Below are 13,742 nucleotides of genomic sequence, written 5' to 3'. Positions count from 1 at the left end.
TTGCTTTCCCCTTCCTATTTAGCAAATTCCTAATCCTATCGGACGATTTTCAATTAAATACTTATCAGCCTGATCTATTACCAGGAGAGCAACCTCGGCTTGATGTCTCCTTAACGCTTTTGCCATCTTTGGTAAACTCATACCTTGACTCCACATTTCACGAAAACGAATTACATCTCTTTCATCCCAAATGAAGTTAGCTTCTTCTAAAGCAATGTATACCTTCAACCGTGATTCCTTCATCACTTTATGATTTCTCGCTACACTCATAAGCGAACCTACTTTCTTAAAATGATTATTTTATCTTTTCAGTAAACTTAGTATCTACACGATCAACTTTACCGTTTATCCAAACAGCAATTTGTTCACCAAAACCACTCTCCGGTGGATTGAATGCTGTAACATTTCCATCCTTTACTATTAAAAGCTTGTTGTTACTAACATCAATTTCTACTTTTTTCATATGTCCATCTCCCTTTTACTACCTCATGTACTCAACAACATCAGGTTTAAAGCCACTTCCTAAATAAACCCTTATCGGAATTATTTCTTTTTTATCCCTTGCTGCCTTACATAACTCTTCCGCTGTTTCCCAACTAAAGAACTTATCTACAGCTCGTTGAAATCTCCAAATTGCCATTACATATTGTTCAAAAATATCATAGCGATCATCTTGTTTAGTTGTGCGTGGTAATTCATCCGTACACTTTGCATTCGTTGGAACCTGGACGCGTACGTCAGCGTATGTAGTGCGTCCAGTTCCTCTCTTCACATTTGCCTTCATTACATCGAACTCACAAATTGCTGGCTCTACATCAAAAATGTTTAGTTGCTTAGGCATCTGCCAGCCCACTCTTCTGAATAAAATTCAGTAATTCACTTGCCCCTTCCTTGCTTAAAAACATTCGGCCACCTAGCAACTCTATGTTGGTTTCAGAAACTTCACCCGTTACAAAGCATGACTTTTCATATTTCCTTAGAACAATGTTTTCCCCATCGACATGAAAATCTAGTGCCGTACCTTCGACAATCCCTAAAGTTCTGCGTAACTCTACTGGAATTACTACACGACCTAGCTCGTCCACTTTTCTTGCAACGCCTGTGTTTTTCATACCTTACTCTCCTTTAGTATTTTTATATTTATTTAGAATCTCATTCAAACGTTTCTTATTATGTTCAAGATCATCGCTTTGAGTTTGCTGTGGCTGCTGTATTGGCTCCTGTTCTTCTTGTTTGCGTAACCAATCCGGTACAACTTCCGTTCGTTTGGAATAACCTTTGCCAGTACGTTTGTTGTTTTTCTTACTCATTTCAAATCGAGTATCTAAAGTAGCAACATCATTTAATGTTTTTACTTTTTCCTTTTCCCAACTACTTAAAATACTGCGAATATATCTCCACTTTGGTACATTTTCATCAATTGCTTTATTTACAGCGTGAATAACTAATTCATTACCGAATCTATCGCAAAACTCACCTAATTCTTGAATTGCAATTTCACTTAACGGAATCCCCTTTTCAAGTAAAAAGTTGTAACTAGTTTTAAATTCTTGATCAATTAATTTCTGAGATGAAGTAGCAGCATCATCATTTATATTTGTAGTAATCTCTGTAGTAATCTCTGTAGTAATATTTGTAGTAATCTCTGTATTTGTCTTACGTTCTAGTGTAGGAGACTCTTCCGTTTTATCGTAGGAGGGTATTGCTTTAGAATGTAAGACCCTCTTGCTTTCTAAAGTAATAGTGCTATTACTTTTCAGTGTAGGAGGGTTACCATTTCCCCAATATATAATAGATATTTTCTGAATCATTTCAGGTACAGGTTCAACATACATAACGTTATTACACCTAGTTCCGTTAACAAAAATCGTCCTAAATTCAATTTTTATAAGTCCACGTTCTTTCAGAAAGTCACATGCTTCTTTTACTTGTCTTTTTGTAAACCCAAATGAATCGGCTAATTGTTGATAACTCTTTTGAAGCGTGTCTGCCTTAAACTTTTGTTTATATTGAACTTGACAAGATTCTTCACTTCTTACTTCAGTAGGTTTATACCAATAAACGATTTCTCCTAAGATAGTAATTGCAACAATATTAGGTTTACCATTATCTAATGTAAGTGTTTTAAACCATCCATGATCTATAACATTGCCACGAAAATTTATTTGCCCTATTTGTAATACCTTGTTGTTCATAGCTTTCACTCCTTTTCATAAAACCAATGTGCTATTTCCATACTTTCCGTGGTATACTTATAACAACTTATTTTTTGAAAAGGACCCACTGCCATGGGTCTTTTTACTTTGCTTCACATCACTCCAAGCCCATTGTTTTATCGGCTCATAAGTTATGTAAAACAACCATGAACCACATGCAATTAATATCGCTAATATAGCTAATGATGTTGTATCTTCCACTAAATCACTTCCTTTTGTGCTTCAAGCCAAGCTTCTAAATCCTTTTGCAAGAAAAGTAATTTACGACCTTCCCTAATCACTGGAAAATGTGGGTGATTTGCTAATTCATACATTCTACAAACTGCTATATTGAGGTAAGCAGCTGCTTCTTTCACCCTCATTACCTTGTTTGGTTGTGATTGTTGTTGGAATGAAGCTAAAGCTGCTTGAATTTCTTCGCGAACAACTTCGCGGATTGACTCTTTAATGATTTGATCTAATCCCATTTTTTTTGCTCCTTTCTAATTTACTTAACCAAACGTAACGTAACTTAACTTAAAGTTAAGTTACGGGCAAAAAATTTTAATTGCATCTAACTTCACTTTAAAAAACTCAGCAATTTTCACAATTAAATCATAATAAGGTCGACGCTTCCCGTTTTCTATATACCAATAATAAACTTCAGTAATACCCACGGCTTCAGCTACTTCCCTACATGTATATCCCTGTTCTACACGTAGCTGCTTTAGAGTTTTCATAAACAACTCCTCTCTTCCGTTTTTGTTGTTAATTACATAATAACTTAACCTAAAGTTAAGTTCAAGTGTTTCCCAAAACTTTTTTCGAAAAAATTACCTTTCCACTTAACTGATAGTTAATATATAATGACAGTGTGACACCATAATAGTAATTAAGAAAAAATAATTTCATATAAAATAAACTTGGGGTGTTTTTTATTATGTTTAGTCATGAGAGATTGAAATCATTAATTGAAAAGAAGAGCATCACCCAACAACAGTTAGCTGATGCAATTGGTGTTAGTCATGTTTCTGTTTATAATTATGTTGAGGGAAAAAAAGCACCCGGTACACGTACACTTCAGAAGATAGCAAATTATTTAAAAGTAACAACAGATTATTTGTTAGGTTTATCTGATTCACCAGATTTAACAGCAGGCGAAGACTTACAGTTAACAAAAGAAGCACACGAAATTCTTCAGATCATTAATGACTTACCTGAAGAACAACGAAAAAAAGCGTTAGAGCAATTAGAGATGTTTGTGAACTACGAAAAATCTAAAGGAAATATGTAGTGTAAAAAGACTATCCAAAAAAGTTAGATAGTCTTTTTTACATAACTTTTTCTTTGTTGGATTCACTCAAACAGATAGAAAATAATTTCTCTTTTGGATTATCCTCTTCTTGCAAAAGTAATAAAGCTTGTTTAATTAGATTAACTTCCCCTTCTTTGCTCTTCATCTTCTTCAATCTCCCTCTTTGTGTTTTTGGATTTTTTTACAATAATTTCTTTTTTCTTCTTTCAGCCAAAAAAGAAATTTCTCCTAAAACTACAAATGACATCGTCAATTAAGACGATGTCATTTGTAATATATATAAACCTTTATTATGTATTTTACCAGCCGCCACCAGGGTCAACCATCATGTGTTGAATTGTAGGTTTTAAATCATTTGTACTAGGTTTTTCTTTTATAGAATCAGTGTTAATGAATAATGTAGCAGCTATTAATAGCGCAGGAATGATTGTAATTATTTTTTTCATTATTTCACCTCTTTCCGAAGACAATTATACCAACTATTCAAATTAAACCCAAGTGTATTTTTGGTAAATTCGAATAAAATATATTCCCTGATTTTTGACACATCAAAAGAGAACGTTTCATTAACTCTTCTTTTTTAATACCTTCATATGTTAAACCTAAATATGCAGTCTGTATGTCTGTTAATCTTCCATTCTTCTCTTTTAATTGAATCAATAGTTTTCTCGCTTCAATCCTCTTACCTTGTTTAATCCTTAAATATGCTAGTTCACCTGGATGAACAACATCTATGCTACTAATTTCTTTATCATGATGAATCTTTAGAAATGATAATGTATGTTGCACCATTTTTCTTTTTCTCTCAATTCCTTTAATCTTACTATCCCCTAGCACTTCAAGAGTCTTTTCCAAATAATATTTTGCCTTCTCATATTCATTCGCTGAAAAAATATACGATTCTCCTAGCTTTAAATATGCATTTACTTTTGGAAAAGAAAAAAAGTTATCCCATTCAAGATCATCTAATAGTTCCATGCTAACATGCCTTGCTTCAATGACTTCACCACCCTGCAACGAAGTAACCGCAATGGCTTCTTTATATCGTAATTTATAACATTCTCGAATGTACCTATTACTTATTTTATTTATTTTTATTTCAAGAGATTTTAATCGCTCATTTAAAGAAGTAAAATTACCCGATTGATATTGCGCTTGACATAATAAAATTTCAATTAACACTTCCATCTCTGAGGTTCTTATTGATTTACTTTCGAGGCTTAATGCCTTATGGTACTGTATAGCATCAATCTCACCTATATATCGTCTATATATAATTCGATACACATTAGCAAATTCTCTATTTTCTGCTACCTTTGATTGTGATTCACTATTTATAATATTAATTAATAGATTAAACTTTCCCCTTAAAGCTAAATCCTCCATTGCCTCACGTAAGTTTTCTGATTTTGGTTTCGTTATATGTATATAATCTGTTAATAAATTTTCTTGAACCTGTATGCCTTTGTTTAATAGGATGACTGTCTTAGAAAGAAAGCCAAAACTCATGTCTGTGTTACCTTTAAAAACTTTTGTAACAGTACTTGGCTTAACTCCCCAATAATTTGCTAGTTTATTTTTCCTTATTCCAGCTGCACATAACTCTTTTTCAATTTGATTTAGAGCTTTCCACATGTTTTGTCCCCCTTATTGGAACAAGACACACTTCCCTATCATGAAAACGCACCTTAATGATGAATTACATCTAAAAGTTGTGTTATACTAGCCGTATATGTTACGCATAGTCGTAACTAAAAGGCTCATGGCAAATGTTTTCCCTACTACAATTAGGGCAAACGGTGTAAAAGTGTTCCCAGCACAATTACACACGCTATGGGTCTTTTTCGTTCCGTCAAATTATATTATTAAGAATATTCTATCACAAATAACCCAAACATCTATTCTCTCATATTCTGAAAATACTTGAGAAAGTTAAAAATATTAATATACTCCTTGTTTTTTAGACTTCCTAAAAAAATATGCAATATTGCATTTAATAATCGGAGTAGACATTTTACTATTTGTTTAACAACAAATGAATCCCCTACACTATAACTGAATTTATTTTTATATGGTAAAATATATCCATCGCTGATATGTCCAAACATGTAATTTTCATAGCAGCAAAATTACAACTAGACTTATACAACATGATTCAAAACAAAATGAAGGAGTGTTTTAAGTGAAAGGACATATTCGAAAAAGAGGAAATAAATATTGCATCGTTATCGATATCGGTCCTGATCCAGAGACAGGAAAAAGAAGACAGAAGTGGTTTTCTGGGTATAAGACCAAAAAAGAAGCACAGGCTGATGTGGCAAAAAAAATTACAGAGTTGAATGAAGGAACTTTTATAGAGCCATCTAAAGTTACGCTAAAAGATTACCTAAATCATTGGCTAGAAATTAAAAGTATGAGCATAGAAAAGAGTACCTTTGCTGGCTATAGGGCATTTATCAACCAACATGTTATACCTAGTATAGGAATGGTCGCGCTTCATAAATTAAATGTTATGCACATTCAAAAATGCTATAAGACTGCGATAGATAAAGGGATTGCAAACAATTCTATTTTGCTTATGCATAGAATTTTAAAGAGTGCTTTAAACCTAGCTGTAAAACAAAATATTATTTCTCGAAATCCAGCAGATTTTGCTGAGATACCTAAAAAAGAAAAACCCCCTATCCAGACTTGGACAGAGGAAGAAGTAAAAAAATTTTTAGCTCATTCACAAGAATCACGATATCACATTGGATATCTACTTGCAATAACTACAGGTATGCGTTTGGGAGAAGTTCTAGGTTTACGATGGCAGGACATTGATTTTGAAAAACATACAGTTACAATAAATCAAACATCTGGTCATGACAATAAAATCAAAAAAACTGCAAAAACAAATTCGTCAAAACGCACAATTCCTGTACCTAATGAAACAATAGCCGCCTTAAAAAAACATAAGGTTTTAATTAATAAAGAGAAATTAAGGTTTGGTTCTGCTTATCTAGATCAAGATTTAATAAATTGTAATGAGTTTGGAAGAATCATAAAAAGAGCACATTTCAGAAAAAGTTTCATTAGGATGACACACAAAGTAGGTATAAAAGAAATTAAATTTCATGATTTAAGACATACACACGCAACTCTACTATTGAAACAAGGAGTTAACCCTAAAATCATCAGTGAGCGATTAGGTCATACAGATATTTCAATGACATTAAGTGTCTATTCTCATGTTTTACCGAATATGCAGGAAGAAGCAGTTAAAAACTTCGGTAAAAGTATCTTTGGATAACCTATGTTTGCAAAATGTTTGCATTTTATTAAAAAACGTCAAACAAACGTTGTCATATCAAGGTTTGTTTGACCTATCATCTTATATTCTTGATAAAATCTCCGAATCCCTATTGAAATATTTAATAATGGAGCGTTCTCACCACCGCGGGTTATGCATTCGAATCGATATACATAGGAGAAAAAATCTTGTGTTTTTTCATCTTTTATCGGCCCTGACATCGCCTCACAAATATTTTGTGATCTAAGAGGGGAAAAATAGATTTCTTCTTCATTTGTATTTTTTAAATATATAGGACGCTCACAAAAAATATGTGAGATTAAAGCGGGCACCCACTTAGAATACGTTTCATTATCATGTAGTACTGGCAAATTAGAAATCAAATCGGATTGCCATTCATATTTTGGTGGTTCTACTAATCTATTTGGTTTCCAATCATGAATAATCTCATACCAACTTTGAAAAATATAATCGAGCTGCTCTTGTCTAATAGGTTCTTTCGATACAATCCATGGTGTATTTTCATTTAATACGTATGGGTTATGCTGAATAAACAATATATCCGAAAACATATCATACAATCTTTCATTCAAACGTTTCAACTTACTCGTTAATAAAAATGTCTTATAATGTATCTCTACCATGTCCAGCCATTCAATAGGAAAGTATATAAATGATACCTTTTCATTTAAAAGGGGTTCTACTATATTTTCAAATGTTAGCAGCCTTAATTTTTTCATAAAATGATTCCTTCCTTTCTTCAGTTGTCTTGATTATCAAAAAGCTAGAACAATAGTTACTTAATCTAATCCATTTAAACCAAGTATTTAAAAGAAACGTAAAAACTGTTTATCTATATAAATTATTATCAAACCAACTCTTTTAAAAATTCAAAGTAATTATCATGTATAACACCTCTACTATATTTGAATTTTGATACATTCGAATTATACATTACACTTAATGCATTGTACTTATCATTTACAATATCTTTACAAAAAAACCAAAAAAGAACACCTTAATTCGGTGCCCTTTTTACAAATATCAACCTTTATGTAATTGAACATATAGATAACAGTAATCCCCCAAATGAAATTGCTCCTAGTAAACCTACTACAACTCCTGTTAAACAAATACAATCAGCAAGACAAATAGAAGACTGCGATAATGGAACAAATGACCTACTTGTACTCGAACCATATTGTTTTATTTTCTCATAATTCACATCTAACATTAGATGTAAACATGTTACACCATCCTCAATAGTATGTAGAGGTTCTTTTTCTAATCGCTCCAATAATTTACTATCAAAAGCAACTGCTAGAGGGTACTGCTTATCCGATTTCATATTTTGATAAATTAGTTGCAAACGAGATAATATATTATTTTTCTTCTTTTCAGATGTTACTGTACATTTCATTTTATTAAATTCATTTAATAACAGTGTCAATTCATCTCTTTTTCCGTATAAATCTTTAGCTATTTTTCTCTTTAGTTTATACGAATGGATAATAGATTTTAGTTCAATCATATTCATACACTTCCTAATTACATAGTATTTACCCGATTATTTTATAGATAAACAGTACTTTTTAATCTTATTTAAATTACACTCAAGCATCTTCATTTACTATCGATTAACATTACATTAACCTTACAAATTTGTAATAAATTCGTTAGCTAGAAGGAAGCAATGCCTAAACTAGACAGATATTTAATGACAAAACCATAAGAAAAAAACAATGATTAGATTTTAAATCTAGTCATTGCTTTATCCATCACATCTTGATTACATCTATATATCTTATTGTTACTCTTTCACTTGAATGATTGAATATATCCATTAAAAATGGCTATATTCTTTGTCGGCACGTACATATAACTAATGTTTTTTTATTGATAAAGTGAAACTTTAATCAGCTCTCACCAATCGGGCTTTTATGGGCAGTCCGCCACCTAACTTCTCTTTGCTCTCGCTGAATTTTTTGGGGGATGTTACTGCCCGCAACTAGCAAGATAGATGTTATCAATATTCATACGTTACAATAGTACCGGTAGTATCAGTAAAACCATCAAAACAGTTAGAGCAACCACCACAGCCGCCACAACCGCCACAGCCTCCGCAACCAAAACAACCGAAGCAACCAATACAACGGAAGCCACCACAACGGAAGCCGCCACAACGACCTCCACCACAACCGCCACAACGACCACAACCGCCACAGCGACGAGCAGCATCTTCAATATAGTAATATGGATATTGGTTTTGCTGGTCCCAATAGACAATATTTCCAGACCGGTAATCATTAAGGCTTAACGCTTGTAGTTCTTGTTGAAACTGATTCATTTTCATAACCTCCGTTTATAAAATACAACCTCATCGATACTTCCCTATATTCCTGTTCGTTACATCTAAGTAGAAATAGCGCTATAAACTAAGTTCAATACGTACACCAACAAAGTATGACTTATCACTAGATGATGCACCTTGTTCATATACCTATTTTTACTATGGGCTCATTTTTATAAAGTGAAACTTTAATCAGTGGGGTTTTGTTCATCCCCTACCTAACTTCTTTGCTTCCGCTGAATTTTGAGGTGGGGGCTTACTGCCCGGCAAATAGCGGGATAAATAAAAATTAAAAAATATGAATTCTAGCGTCATATCTTCATACTTACTAAGTTCAATTAATTTCTCAATAATTATGATGCCATGTCCTATATATTTCCGTCTGCTGCTTAGATTTTTCTGTACTGTAAATGGCTTTCGCTATAACACCTCCAAGTGACCGGTTTCTATGACAGATAAGAAATTCCTACAAAGAAAAAAGCCCTTATTAGGGCTTTTCATTCTATTTCTCCAGCAAAACTCTCTATGAAATTCCTAATAGAAAAAAGACACACTTAGATTGATGCGTCTTTTTGTGATGCCTCTTTTGTGAAATCATATAAAGCAATTGCGCCTAAAAGAACAAGTATACCTTGAGGAACATCTAGCAAAATAGTTTTCCAAATTTCTGGAATTACCCATTTAATATCTGCTGCTGTTTCAAGATATGTTTGGAAATAGCTGATTGTAAAATTAATTATCCCTAAAAATACAAACAACGATAAACCAAATCGAATTAATTTCTTATTTGTAAACATATAACACCTCTCAAAATTCATTGGATATTCCTGCTTTTGCTTCTTTATATTTCCATATCTCTATATCTAATTTTAACACATAAAGAGCTCAAAAAAATACGATATGCATATTTGCATATCGTATTAACAACACTCCATGATAATTTAGAAATTCCTGCAAAGAAAAAACAACTCCGTTACAGCTAATAGCTCGGGTTTCTTTTCTTATTTAACTTCATACCACCAACATTTACGTTCTTTAATTGTAAAATAAATGTGACAGAAGTTTATCCAGTTAATGCGTAGACAAGTAAATGAGCTAAATTATCGATATTCTATTTCGCCATATCCGTAGCACTAATGACTTTACGCAAATTTGACAAGAAAAAATATATAGATAGGTATGATCCAGACCTATCTATAACATTACTTCTATTCTTTATCCAATTACGTCTTTTACGTCTGCATCCACTGGCCACTTTTCTAATGTATAAGCCATTTCCCAAAATGAATATTCATATTGACTGCTAATAATAAAATGCTGTTTCATACGTTTGCGGTCTGCCTCTGTTACTTTTTCAGCGATAGTATCTAAACGTGTAATTTGTTCTTCAACTAGCGTACGGAACCAATCAGATCCATAAGCAGAAATCCATTCGTTATAAATTGGCTCTTCCGGCTGGCACTCTTTTAAGCGTTCGCCAATTTCATAATACAACCAATAGCAAGGTAAAATTGCTGCAATGATATCTCCTAAATGCCCTTCATACGCAGCACGATACATATGTGAAGTATACGCATATGCAGTTGGCGCAGGAATAAAATTATCTTTTTCTTCTTTCGTTATCCCTAGTTTTTTAGCAAAATTCTCATGTAAAGATAACTCTGCTTCATATGTATTTTGAGCATGATGTGCCATACGAGCTGTCGTCTCTAATTCAAGAGCTTTTGCAGCTCCTAAAGTTTGTACTCTAGCAAAATGACTCAAATAATATGAATCTTGAAGCACATAATAACGAAAACTAGCTAAATCTAACGTTCCTTCACCAAGTTTTTTTACAAAAGGATGGTTAAAACTCGCTTCCCAAATTGAATCTACTTCTTTACGTAATGATTGTGAAAAAGTCATTTAAATCCCTCCAATAATGTATAAAATATAAGTATTTATCCACAATTATTAAAGCTGTAAAATAAAAAAACTTTCTTTACAGGCGTAAAGAAAGTGAAATTGACAGTATTTATTTACTCATTAAATAGCAACGTCTTTCCCACTTCCCTACGCTGGCATTAACCAGATCAGGTACTAAGAGTCTCAAAATCACATTTGATCTCAGCCTATAAAAGGCCCCCCTAGTGGATAAATATTTTGTTTTTATAATGTATTCATCATAGCATACTTCGTGAAACTGTCAAAAGAATTCGTTATATAATCTCCTTAAAACCCTTCTTCATTTCTAACTTTTAATGATGTTTCAATAATCATATCTAATAGTTTGCTATAACTAATTCCCGCTGCTTCTGCACTTTTGGGCAATAGGCTTGATTGTGTCATCCCTGGTAATGTATTAATTTCCATTACATATGGAATTCCGTCCTTCACCATCATATCAACTCTTGCATAAACACTACATTTTAATGCTTTATAACAAGTCAGTGAAGCTTTATTTACACGTTCCTTAATTTCTGCTGGAAGTTCGATAACTTCCTCAACCGTACTAGTATCATCATATTTTGCATTGTAATCAAAGAACTCGGCTGCATGTCGAATTGAAACTATAGGTAACTGTTTTCCATCCAGAATAGAACATGTAATTTCATCACCTTTTATATACTTCTCAATTACTACTTCAGAATCCCATTCGAATACAGTTTCTAGCATTGAGATCAATTCATTTTTATTGTAAACGATTTTCACCCCGACACTCGATCCGCCAGAGTTTGGTTTTACCACTAATGGAAATCCTAACTTATCTAACTCATCAAGATTTAGATCCTCCATTTTTGTAAGTTCAATCCAATCTGGTGTTTCTACACCTTCATAACGTAAAATCTTTTTCGAAATATTTTTATCCATACATATACTGCTAGATAACATATTACTTCCGCTATAAGGAATCCCTAAACTCTCCAGTGTTCCTTGAACTGTCCCATCTTCTCCGTATTTTCCGTGTAATGCGAGCAATGCAAAGTCAATGTCTTTCGCTTTTTCAATTAAATCCATTTTTTCGTTTAATGTAATTGGAACTATTTCATACTTATTTTTATCTAAATGAGCAATCATTTCATTCCCCGTCATAATTGAAACTTGTTTTTCAGACGATACCCCGCCCATAATAACACCGATTTTCATTTTCTCAACTCCAAATTTCATTTTTTAATGTATCACCAATTATTTTAATTCCACGAACTATTTCTTCTTCTTTCAAGCGCGAAAACCCTAATCGGAAAGTGTTTGCTCCTTCTCCATCAGAGTAAAAAACATCTCCAGGTGAAAACGTAACGCCTTTCTCATAACACTTTTGTAAAAGTGTGCGGGCATTCATATGCTCTTCTAGCTCTATAAATAAATGAAGTCCACCATCTCCAGTCATTCTTTTAAAAGGAATGTACTGGTTACATGCCCCGACAGCTAACTCATATTTTTTCTTATAAACAGATCTTGCCTTTTTTAAATATTTTTCAAAATATCCCTCATGTAAATATTGAAACAGAACAGCTTGATCTAGCGTAGATGTGTGAATCGTTCTTGCTCTTTTTACGCTTTCTAAATAATGAATCAGCTCTTTATCTGCAATAATCCAGCCTACACGTAAACCAGGGAAAAGCACCTTTGAAAAGCTACTAATATAAATCACATTATTGCCAGCTCCCGCAAAAGTTAATAATGGAGCTAAATGTGAACCTGAATAACGTAATTCTTCATTAAATCCGTCCTCTATAATAGGAACGTTGTATTTTGAGAATAACCTCATCAATTCCGTTCTTTTCTCTGAACTCGTAACAATACCGGTTGGATTATGATAAGAAGGAATTAAATAAGCAAAATCAAAATCTTTTTCACGCAAACTTTTTTCAACTTCATTCGTATCAATACCATCCTCATGCATATCAATCCCATGAACTTCAAGTCCATGTAAACGGAAAAGCTTAAGTGCAGCATGGTGAGTTGGATTCTCACAAATGACACGACCGGATTTTTTTGATAAAGAAGAGAGTACAATATCCAATCCTTCTGTAAATCCATTTGTAATTAGAATATCTTTATTCGAAATGTCTACACCTTTCATTTCCATGTAATGAAGTAAATAATTCATTAACGGTCTATATCCCTTTGCATATCCGTAGTTCAATACGATGTCCCCTTCAATGGACATACGAGTAAGAAAAGCTCTTTTGAAATTTTCAACATCAAATAGCTTCTCATCCGGGGCTATACTATTAAAAACAATCATTCCCTTTTCCCAACGAACACCATGTTTCATTAAATCTAATTCGTCCGCTAATGCGGTCACTGTATTAAGTTTATTTTTCCAATCTATTTCAACAGACGAAGTGTTAGATATATCCACCTTCGCAACAAAGTTCCCTTTTCCTTTAACTGCATAAATGAGTCCTTCTTGCTCTAAATCTGCATAAGCAGCGAGTACAGTGTTTCTACTCACACTTAGTAATTCACTTAGTTCCCTTGTTGATGGGATTTTTTGATCCCCGAGCAAATGCCCTTTCATAATCATTTTCTTCAAATAATCTTTCAATTGAATATAAACGGGACGTTCTTTAACAACTTTAAAATCCTTAAACAATTTCTTACCCC

The 13,742-nt window shown here is 33.0% G+C and carries 20 protein-coding genes, 1 pseudogene and 1 riboswitch; of the genes and pseudogenes, 2 read left to right on the top strand and 19 right to left on the bottom strand.

Annotation, left to right across the window (positions count from 1 at the left end):
- Window positions 1-18: 18 nt before the first annotated feature.
- Genes ACTL4X_RS12710 through ACTL4X_RS12675 form a run of 8 tightly spaced genes read right to left on the bottom strand, consistent with a single transcriptional unit; the run spans window position 19 to window position 2,935 of the window.
- On the bottom strand, window positions 19-270 hold the full coding sequence (locus ACTL4X_RS12710; RefSeq protein ID WP_102956506.1) for a helix-turn-helix domain containing protein: 252 nt from the start codon (window positions 268-270) through the stop codon (window positions 19-21).
- Between the two features lie 25 nt (window positions 271-295).
- The gene (locus ACTL4X_RS12705; RefSeq protein ID WP_102956505.1) at window positions 296-463 is read right to left on the bottom strand and encodes a DUF3954 domain-containing protein; all 168 of its coding nucleotides are present in this window, start codon (window positions 461-463) and stop codon (window positions 296-298) included.
- An 18-nt stretch (window positions 464-481) separates the two neighbouring features.
- The gene (locus tag ACTL4X_RS12700; protein ID WP_102956504.1) at window positions 482-841 is read right to left on the bottom strand and encodes a cell division protein SepF; all 360 of its coding nucleotides are present in this window, start codon (window positions 839-841) and stop codon (window positions 482-484) included.
- The gene (locus ACTL4X_RS12695) at window positions 834-1,112 is read right to left on the bottom strand and encodes an AbrB/MazE/SpoVT family DNA-binding domain-containing protein (RefSeq protein ID WP_216115471.1); all 279 of its coding nucleotides are present in this window, start codon (window positions 1,110-1,112) and stop codon (window positions 834-836) included. The genes ACTL4X_RS12700 and ACTL4X_RS12695 overlap by 8 nt, the downstream gene beginning before the upstream one ends.
- Window positions 1,113-1,115: 3 nt before the next feature.
- The gene (locus tag ACTL4X_RS12690; RefSeq protein ID WP_441395049.1) at window positions 1,116-2,195 is read right to left on the bottom strand and encodes a DnaD domain-containing protein; all 1,080 of its coding nucleotides are present in this window, start codon (window positions 2,193-2,195) and stop codon (window positions 1,116-1,118) included.
- 57 nt (window positions 2,196-2,252) lie between these two features.
- Window positions 2,253-2,417: a hypothetical protein gene (locus ACTL4X_RS12685; RefSeq protein ID WP_000390287.1), complete on the bottom strand. Its 165-nt coding sequence runs from the start codon at window positions 2,415-2,417 to the stop codon at window positions 2,253-2,255.
- Window positions 2,417-2,683, bottom strand: a complete 267-nt coding sequence (locus tag ACTL4X_RS12680) for a helix-turn-helix domain-containing protein (RefSeq protein ID WP_000522030.1) — start codon at window positions 2,681-2,683, stop codon at window positions 2,417-2,419. Before ACTL4X_RS12680 ends, ACTL4X_RS12685 begins: the two co-directional genes overlap by 1 nt.
- Window positions 2,684-2,743: 60 nt before the next feature.
- A complete protein-coding gene (locus ACTL4X_RS12675) occupies window positions 2,744-2,935 on the bottom strand; it encodes a helix-turn-helix domain-containing protein (protein WP_000854271.1) in 192 nt (63 codons plus the stop codon).
- 200 nt (window positions 2,936-3,135) lie between these two features.
- Here ACTL4X_RS12675 and ACTL4X_RS12670 point away from each other — a divergent pair, with 200 nt between their 5' ends.
- Complete coding sequence (locus ACTL4X_RS12670) at window positions 3,136-3,489, top strand: helix-turn-helix domain-containing protein (protein WP_000491236.1); 354 nt, start codon at window positions 3,136-3,138, stop codon at window positions 3,487-3,489.
- A gap of 37 nt (window positions 3,490-3,526) precedes the next feature.
- Here ACTL4X_RS12670 and ACTL4X_RS12665 read toward each other — a convergent pair whose 3' ends face one another.
- From ACTL4X_RS12665 to ACTL4X_RS12655, 3 genes are all read right to left on the bottom strand, one after another.
- Window positions 3,527-3,655: a hypothetical protein gene (locus ACTL4X_RS12665; RefSeq protein WP_002162786.1), complete on the bottom strand. Its 129-nt coding sequence runs from the start codon at window positions 3,653-3,655 to the stop codon at window positions 3,527-3,529.
- Between the two features lie 154 nt (window positions 3,656-3,809).
- Window positions 3,810-3,956 (bottom strand): hypothetical protein, encoded by a 147-nt coding sequence (locus ACTL4X_RS12660; RefSeq protein WP_000720921.1) that lies wholly within the window; start codon window positions 3,954-3,956, stop codon window positions 3,810-3,812.
- 37 nt (window positions 3,957-3,993) lie between these two features.
- Window positions 3,994-5,145: an AimR family lysis-lysogeny pheromone receptor gene (locus ACTL4X_RS12655; protein ID WP_441395048.1), complete on the bottom strand. Its 1,152-nt coding sequence runs from the start codon at window positions 5,143-5,145 to the stop codon at window positions 3,994-3,996.
- A 547-nt stretch (window positions 5,146-5,692) separates the two neighbouring features.
- On the opposite strand from ACTL4X_RS12655, the gene ACTL4X_RS12650 reads away from it, so the two are divergent.
- Window positions 5,693-6,802 (top strand): tyrosine-type recombinase/integrase, encoded by a 1,110-nt coding sequence (locus ACTL4X_RS12650; RefSeq protein WP_441395047.1) that lies wholly within the window; start codon window positions 5,693-5,695, stop codon window positions 6,800-6,802.
- Between the two features lie 38 nt (window positions 6,803-6,840).
- On the opposite strand, the gene ACTL4X_RS12645 is transcribed toward ACTL4X_RS12650, so the two are convergent.
- The 8 genes and pseudogenes from ACTL4X_RS12645 to pdxR form a co-directional block, all read right to left on the bottom strand.
- Entirely contained in the window at window positions 6,841-7,542 is a 702-nt protein-coding gene (locus ACTL4X_RS12645) for a pPIWI_RE module domain-containing protein (RefSeq protein WP_086403819.1), read from the bottom strand.
- A gap of 311 nt (window positions 7,543-7,853) precedes the next feature.
- Window positions 7,854-8,339, bottom strand: a complete 486-nt coding sequence (locus ACTL4X_RS12640; protein WP_002182774.1) for a hypothetical protein — start codon at window positions 8,337-8,339, stop codon at window positions 7,854-7,856.
- Window positions 8,340-8,548: 209 nt separating this feature from the next.
- Window positions 8,549-8,683 (bottom strand): annotated as a pseudogene (locus ACTL4X_RS12635) (site-specific integrase); the annotation flags it as partial.
- Window positions 8,684-8,828: 145 nt separating this feature from the next.
- Window positions 8,829-9,149: a heterocycloanthracin/sonorensin family bacteriocin gene (locus ACTL4X_RS12630; protein WP_001071364.1), complete on the bottom strand. Its 321-nt coding sequence runs from the start codon at window positions 9,147-9,149 to the stop codon at window positions 8,829-8,831.
- Between the two features lie 557 nt (window positions 9,150-9,706).
- Window positions 9,707-9,970 carry a DUF3937 domain-containing protein gene (locus ACTL4X_RS12625; RefSeq protein WP_002082716.1) on the bottom strand — a complete coding sequence of 88 codons (264 nt, stop codon included), beginning with the start codon at window positions 9,968-9,970 and terminating at the stop codon, window positions 9,707-9,709.
- A 397-nt stretch (window positions 9,971-10,367) separates the two neighbouring features.
- On the bottom strand, window positions 10,368-11,057 hold the full coding sequence (gene tenA / locus ACTL4X_RS12620) for a thiaminase II (RefSeq protein ID WP_234574456.1): 690 nt from the start codon (window positions 11,055-11,057) through the stop codon (window positions 10,368-10,370).
- 127 nt (window positions 11,058-11,184) lie between these two features.
- Window positions 11,185-11,290, bottom strand: a riboswitch (TPP riboswitch).
- Window positions 11,291-11,363: 73 nt separating this feature from the next.
- Window positions 11,364-12,278, bottom strand: a complete 915-nt coding sequence (locus ACTL4X_RS12615) for a D-alanine--D-alanine ligase (protein ID WP_000690435.1) — start codon at window positions 12,276-12,278, stop codon at window positions 11,364-11,366.
- Window positions 12,279-12,282: 4 nt separating this feature from the next.
- On the bottom strand, window positions 12,283-13,731 hold the full coding sequence (gene pdxR / locus ACTL4X_RS12610) for a MocR-like pyridoxine biosynthesis transcription factor PdxR (protein ID WP_000471644.1): 1,449 nt from the start codon (window positions 13,729-13,731) through the stop codon (window positions 12,283-12,285).
- Window positions 13,732-13,742: the final 11 nt, after the last annotated feature.

The sequence above is a fragment of the Bacillus sp. RE35 genome (genome assembly GCF_052146655.1).
GTDB classification, from domain to species: domain Bacteria; phylum Bacillota; class Bacilli; order Bacillales; family Bacillaceae_G; genus Bacillus_A; species Bacillus_A cereus.
The sequence above is the reverse complement of the archived record's forward strand: the minus strand, read 5'-3'. Positions and strand labels throughout refer to the sequence as shown.

Coding starts and splice junctions, on each gene's coding strand:
- ACTL4X_RS12675 (WP_000854271.1), bottom strand. CDS start 2,935: ATGAAAACTCTAAAGCAGCTACGTGTAGAACAGGGATATACATGTAGG.
- ACTL4X_RS12710 (WP_102956506.1), bottom strand. CDS start 270: ATGAGTGTAGCGAGAAATCATAAAGTGATGAAGGAATCACGGTTGAAG.
- ACTL4X_RS12705 (WP_102956505.1), bottom strand. CDS start 463: ATGAAAAAAGTAGAAATTGATGTTAGTAACAACAAGCTTTTAATAGTA.
- ACTL4X_RS12690 (WP_441395049.1), bottom strand. CDS start 2,195: ATGAACAACAAGGTATTACAAATAGGGCAAATAAATTTTCGTGGCAAT.
- ACTL4X_RS12615 (WP_000690435.1), bottom strand. CDS start 12,278: ATGAAAATCGGTGTTATTATGGGCGGGGTATCGTCTGAAAAACAAGTT.
- ACTL4X_RS12630 (WP_001071364.1), bottom strand. CDS start 9,149: ATGAATCAGTTTCAACAAGAACTACAAGCGTTAAGCCTTAATGATTAC.
- ACTL4X_RS12660 (WP_000720921.1), bottom strand. CDS start 3,956: ATGAAAAAAATAATTACAATCATTCCTGCGCTATTAATAGCTGCTACA.
- tenA (WP_234574456.1), bottom strand. CDS start 11,057: ATGACTTTTTCACAATCATTACGTAAAGAAGTAGATTCAATTTGGGAA.
- ACTL4X_RS12665 (WP_002162786.1), bottom strand. CDS start 3,655: ATGAAGAGCAAAGAAGGGGAAGTTAATCTAATTAAACAAGCTTTATTA.
- ACTL4X_RS12695 (WP_216115471.1), bottom strand. CDS start 1,112: ATGAAAAACACAGGCGTTGCAAGAAAAGTGGACGAGCTAGGTCGTGTA.
- ACTL4X_RS12625 (WP_002082716.1), bottom strand. CDS start 9,970: ATGAATTTTGAGAGGTGTTATATGTTTACAAATAAGAAATTAATTCGA.
- ACTL4X_RS12700 (WP_102956504.1), bottom strand. CDS start 841: ATGCCTAAGCAACTAAACATTTTTGATGTAGAGCCAGCAATTTGTGAG.
- ACTL4X_RS12640 (WP_002182774.1), bottom strand. CDS start 8,339: ATGAATATGATTGAACTAAAATCTATTATCCATTCGTATAAACTAAAG.
- ACTL4X_RS12670 (WP_000491236.1), top strand. CDS start 3,136: ATGTTTAGTCATGAGAGATTGAAATCATTAATTGAAAAGAAGAGCATC.
- ACTL4X_RS12655 (WP_441395048.1), bottom strand. CDS start 5,145: ATGTGGAAAGCTCTAAATCAAATTGAAAAAGAGTTATGTGCAGCTGGA.
- ACTL4X_RS12645 (WP_086403819.1), bottom strand. CDS start 7,542: ATGAAAAAATTAAGGCTGCTAACATTTGAAAATATAGTAGAACCCCTT.
- ACTL4X_RS12680 (WP_000522030.1), bottom strand. CDS start 2,683: ATGGGATTAGATCAAATCATTAAAGAGTCAATCCGCGAAGTTGTTCGC.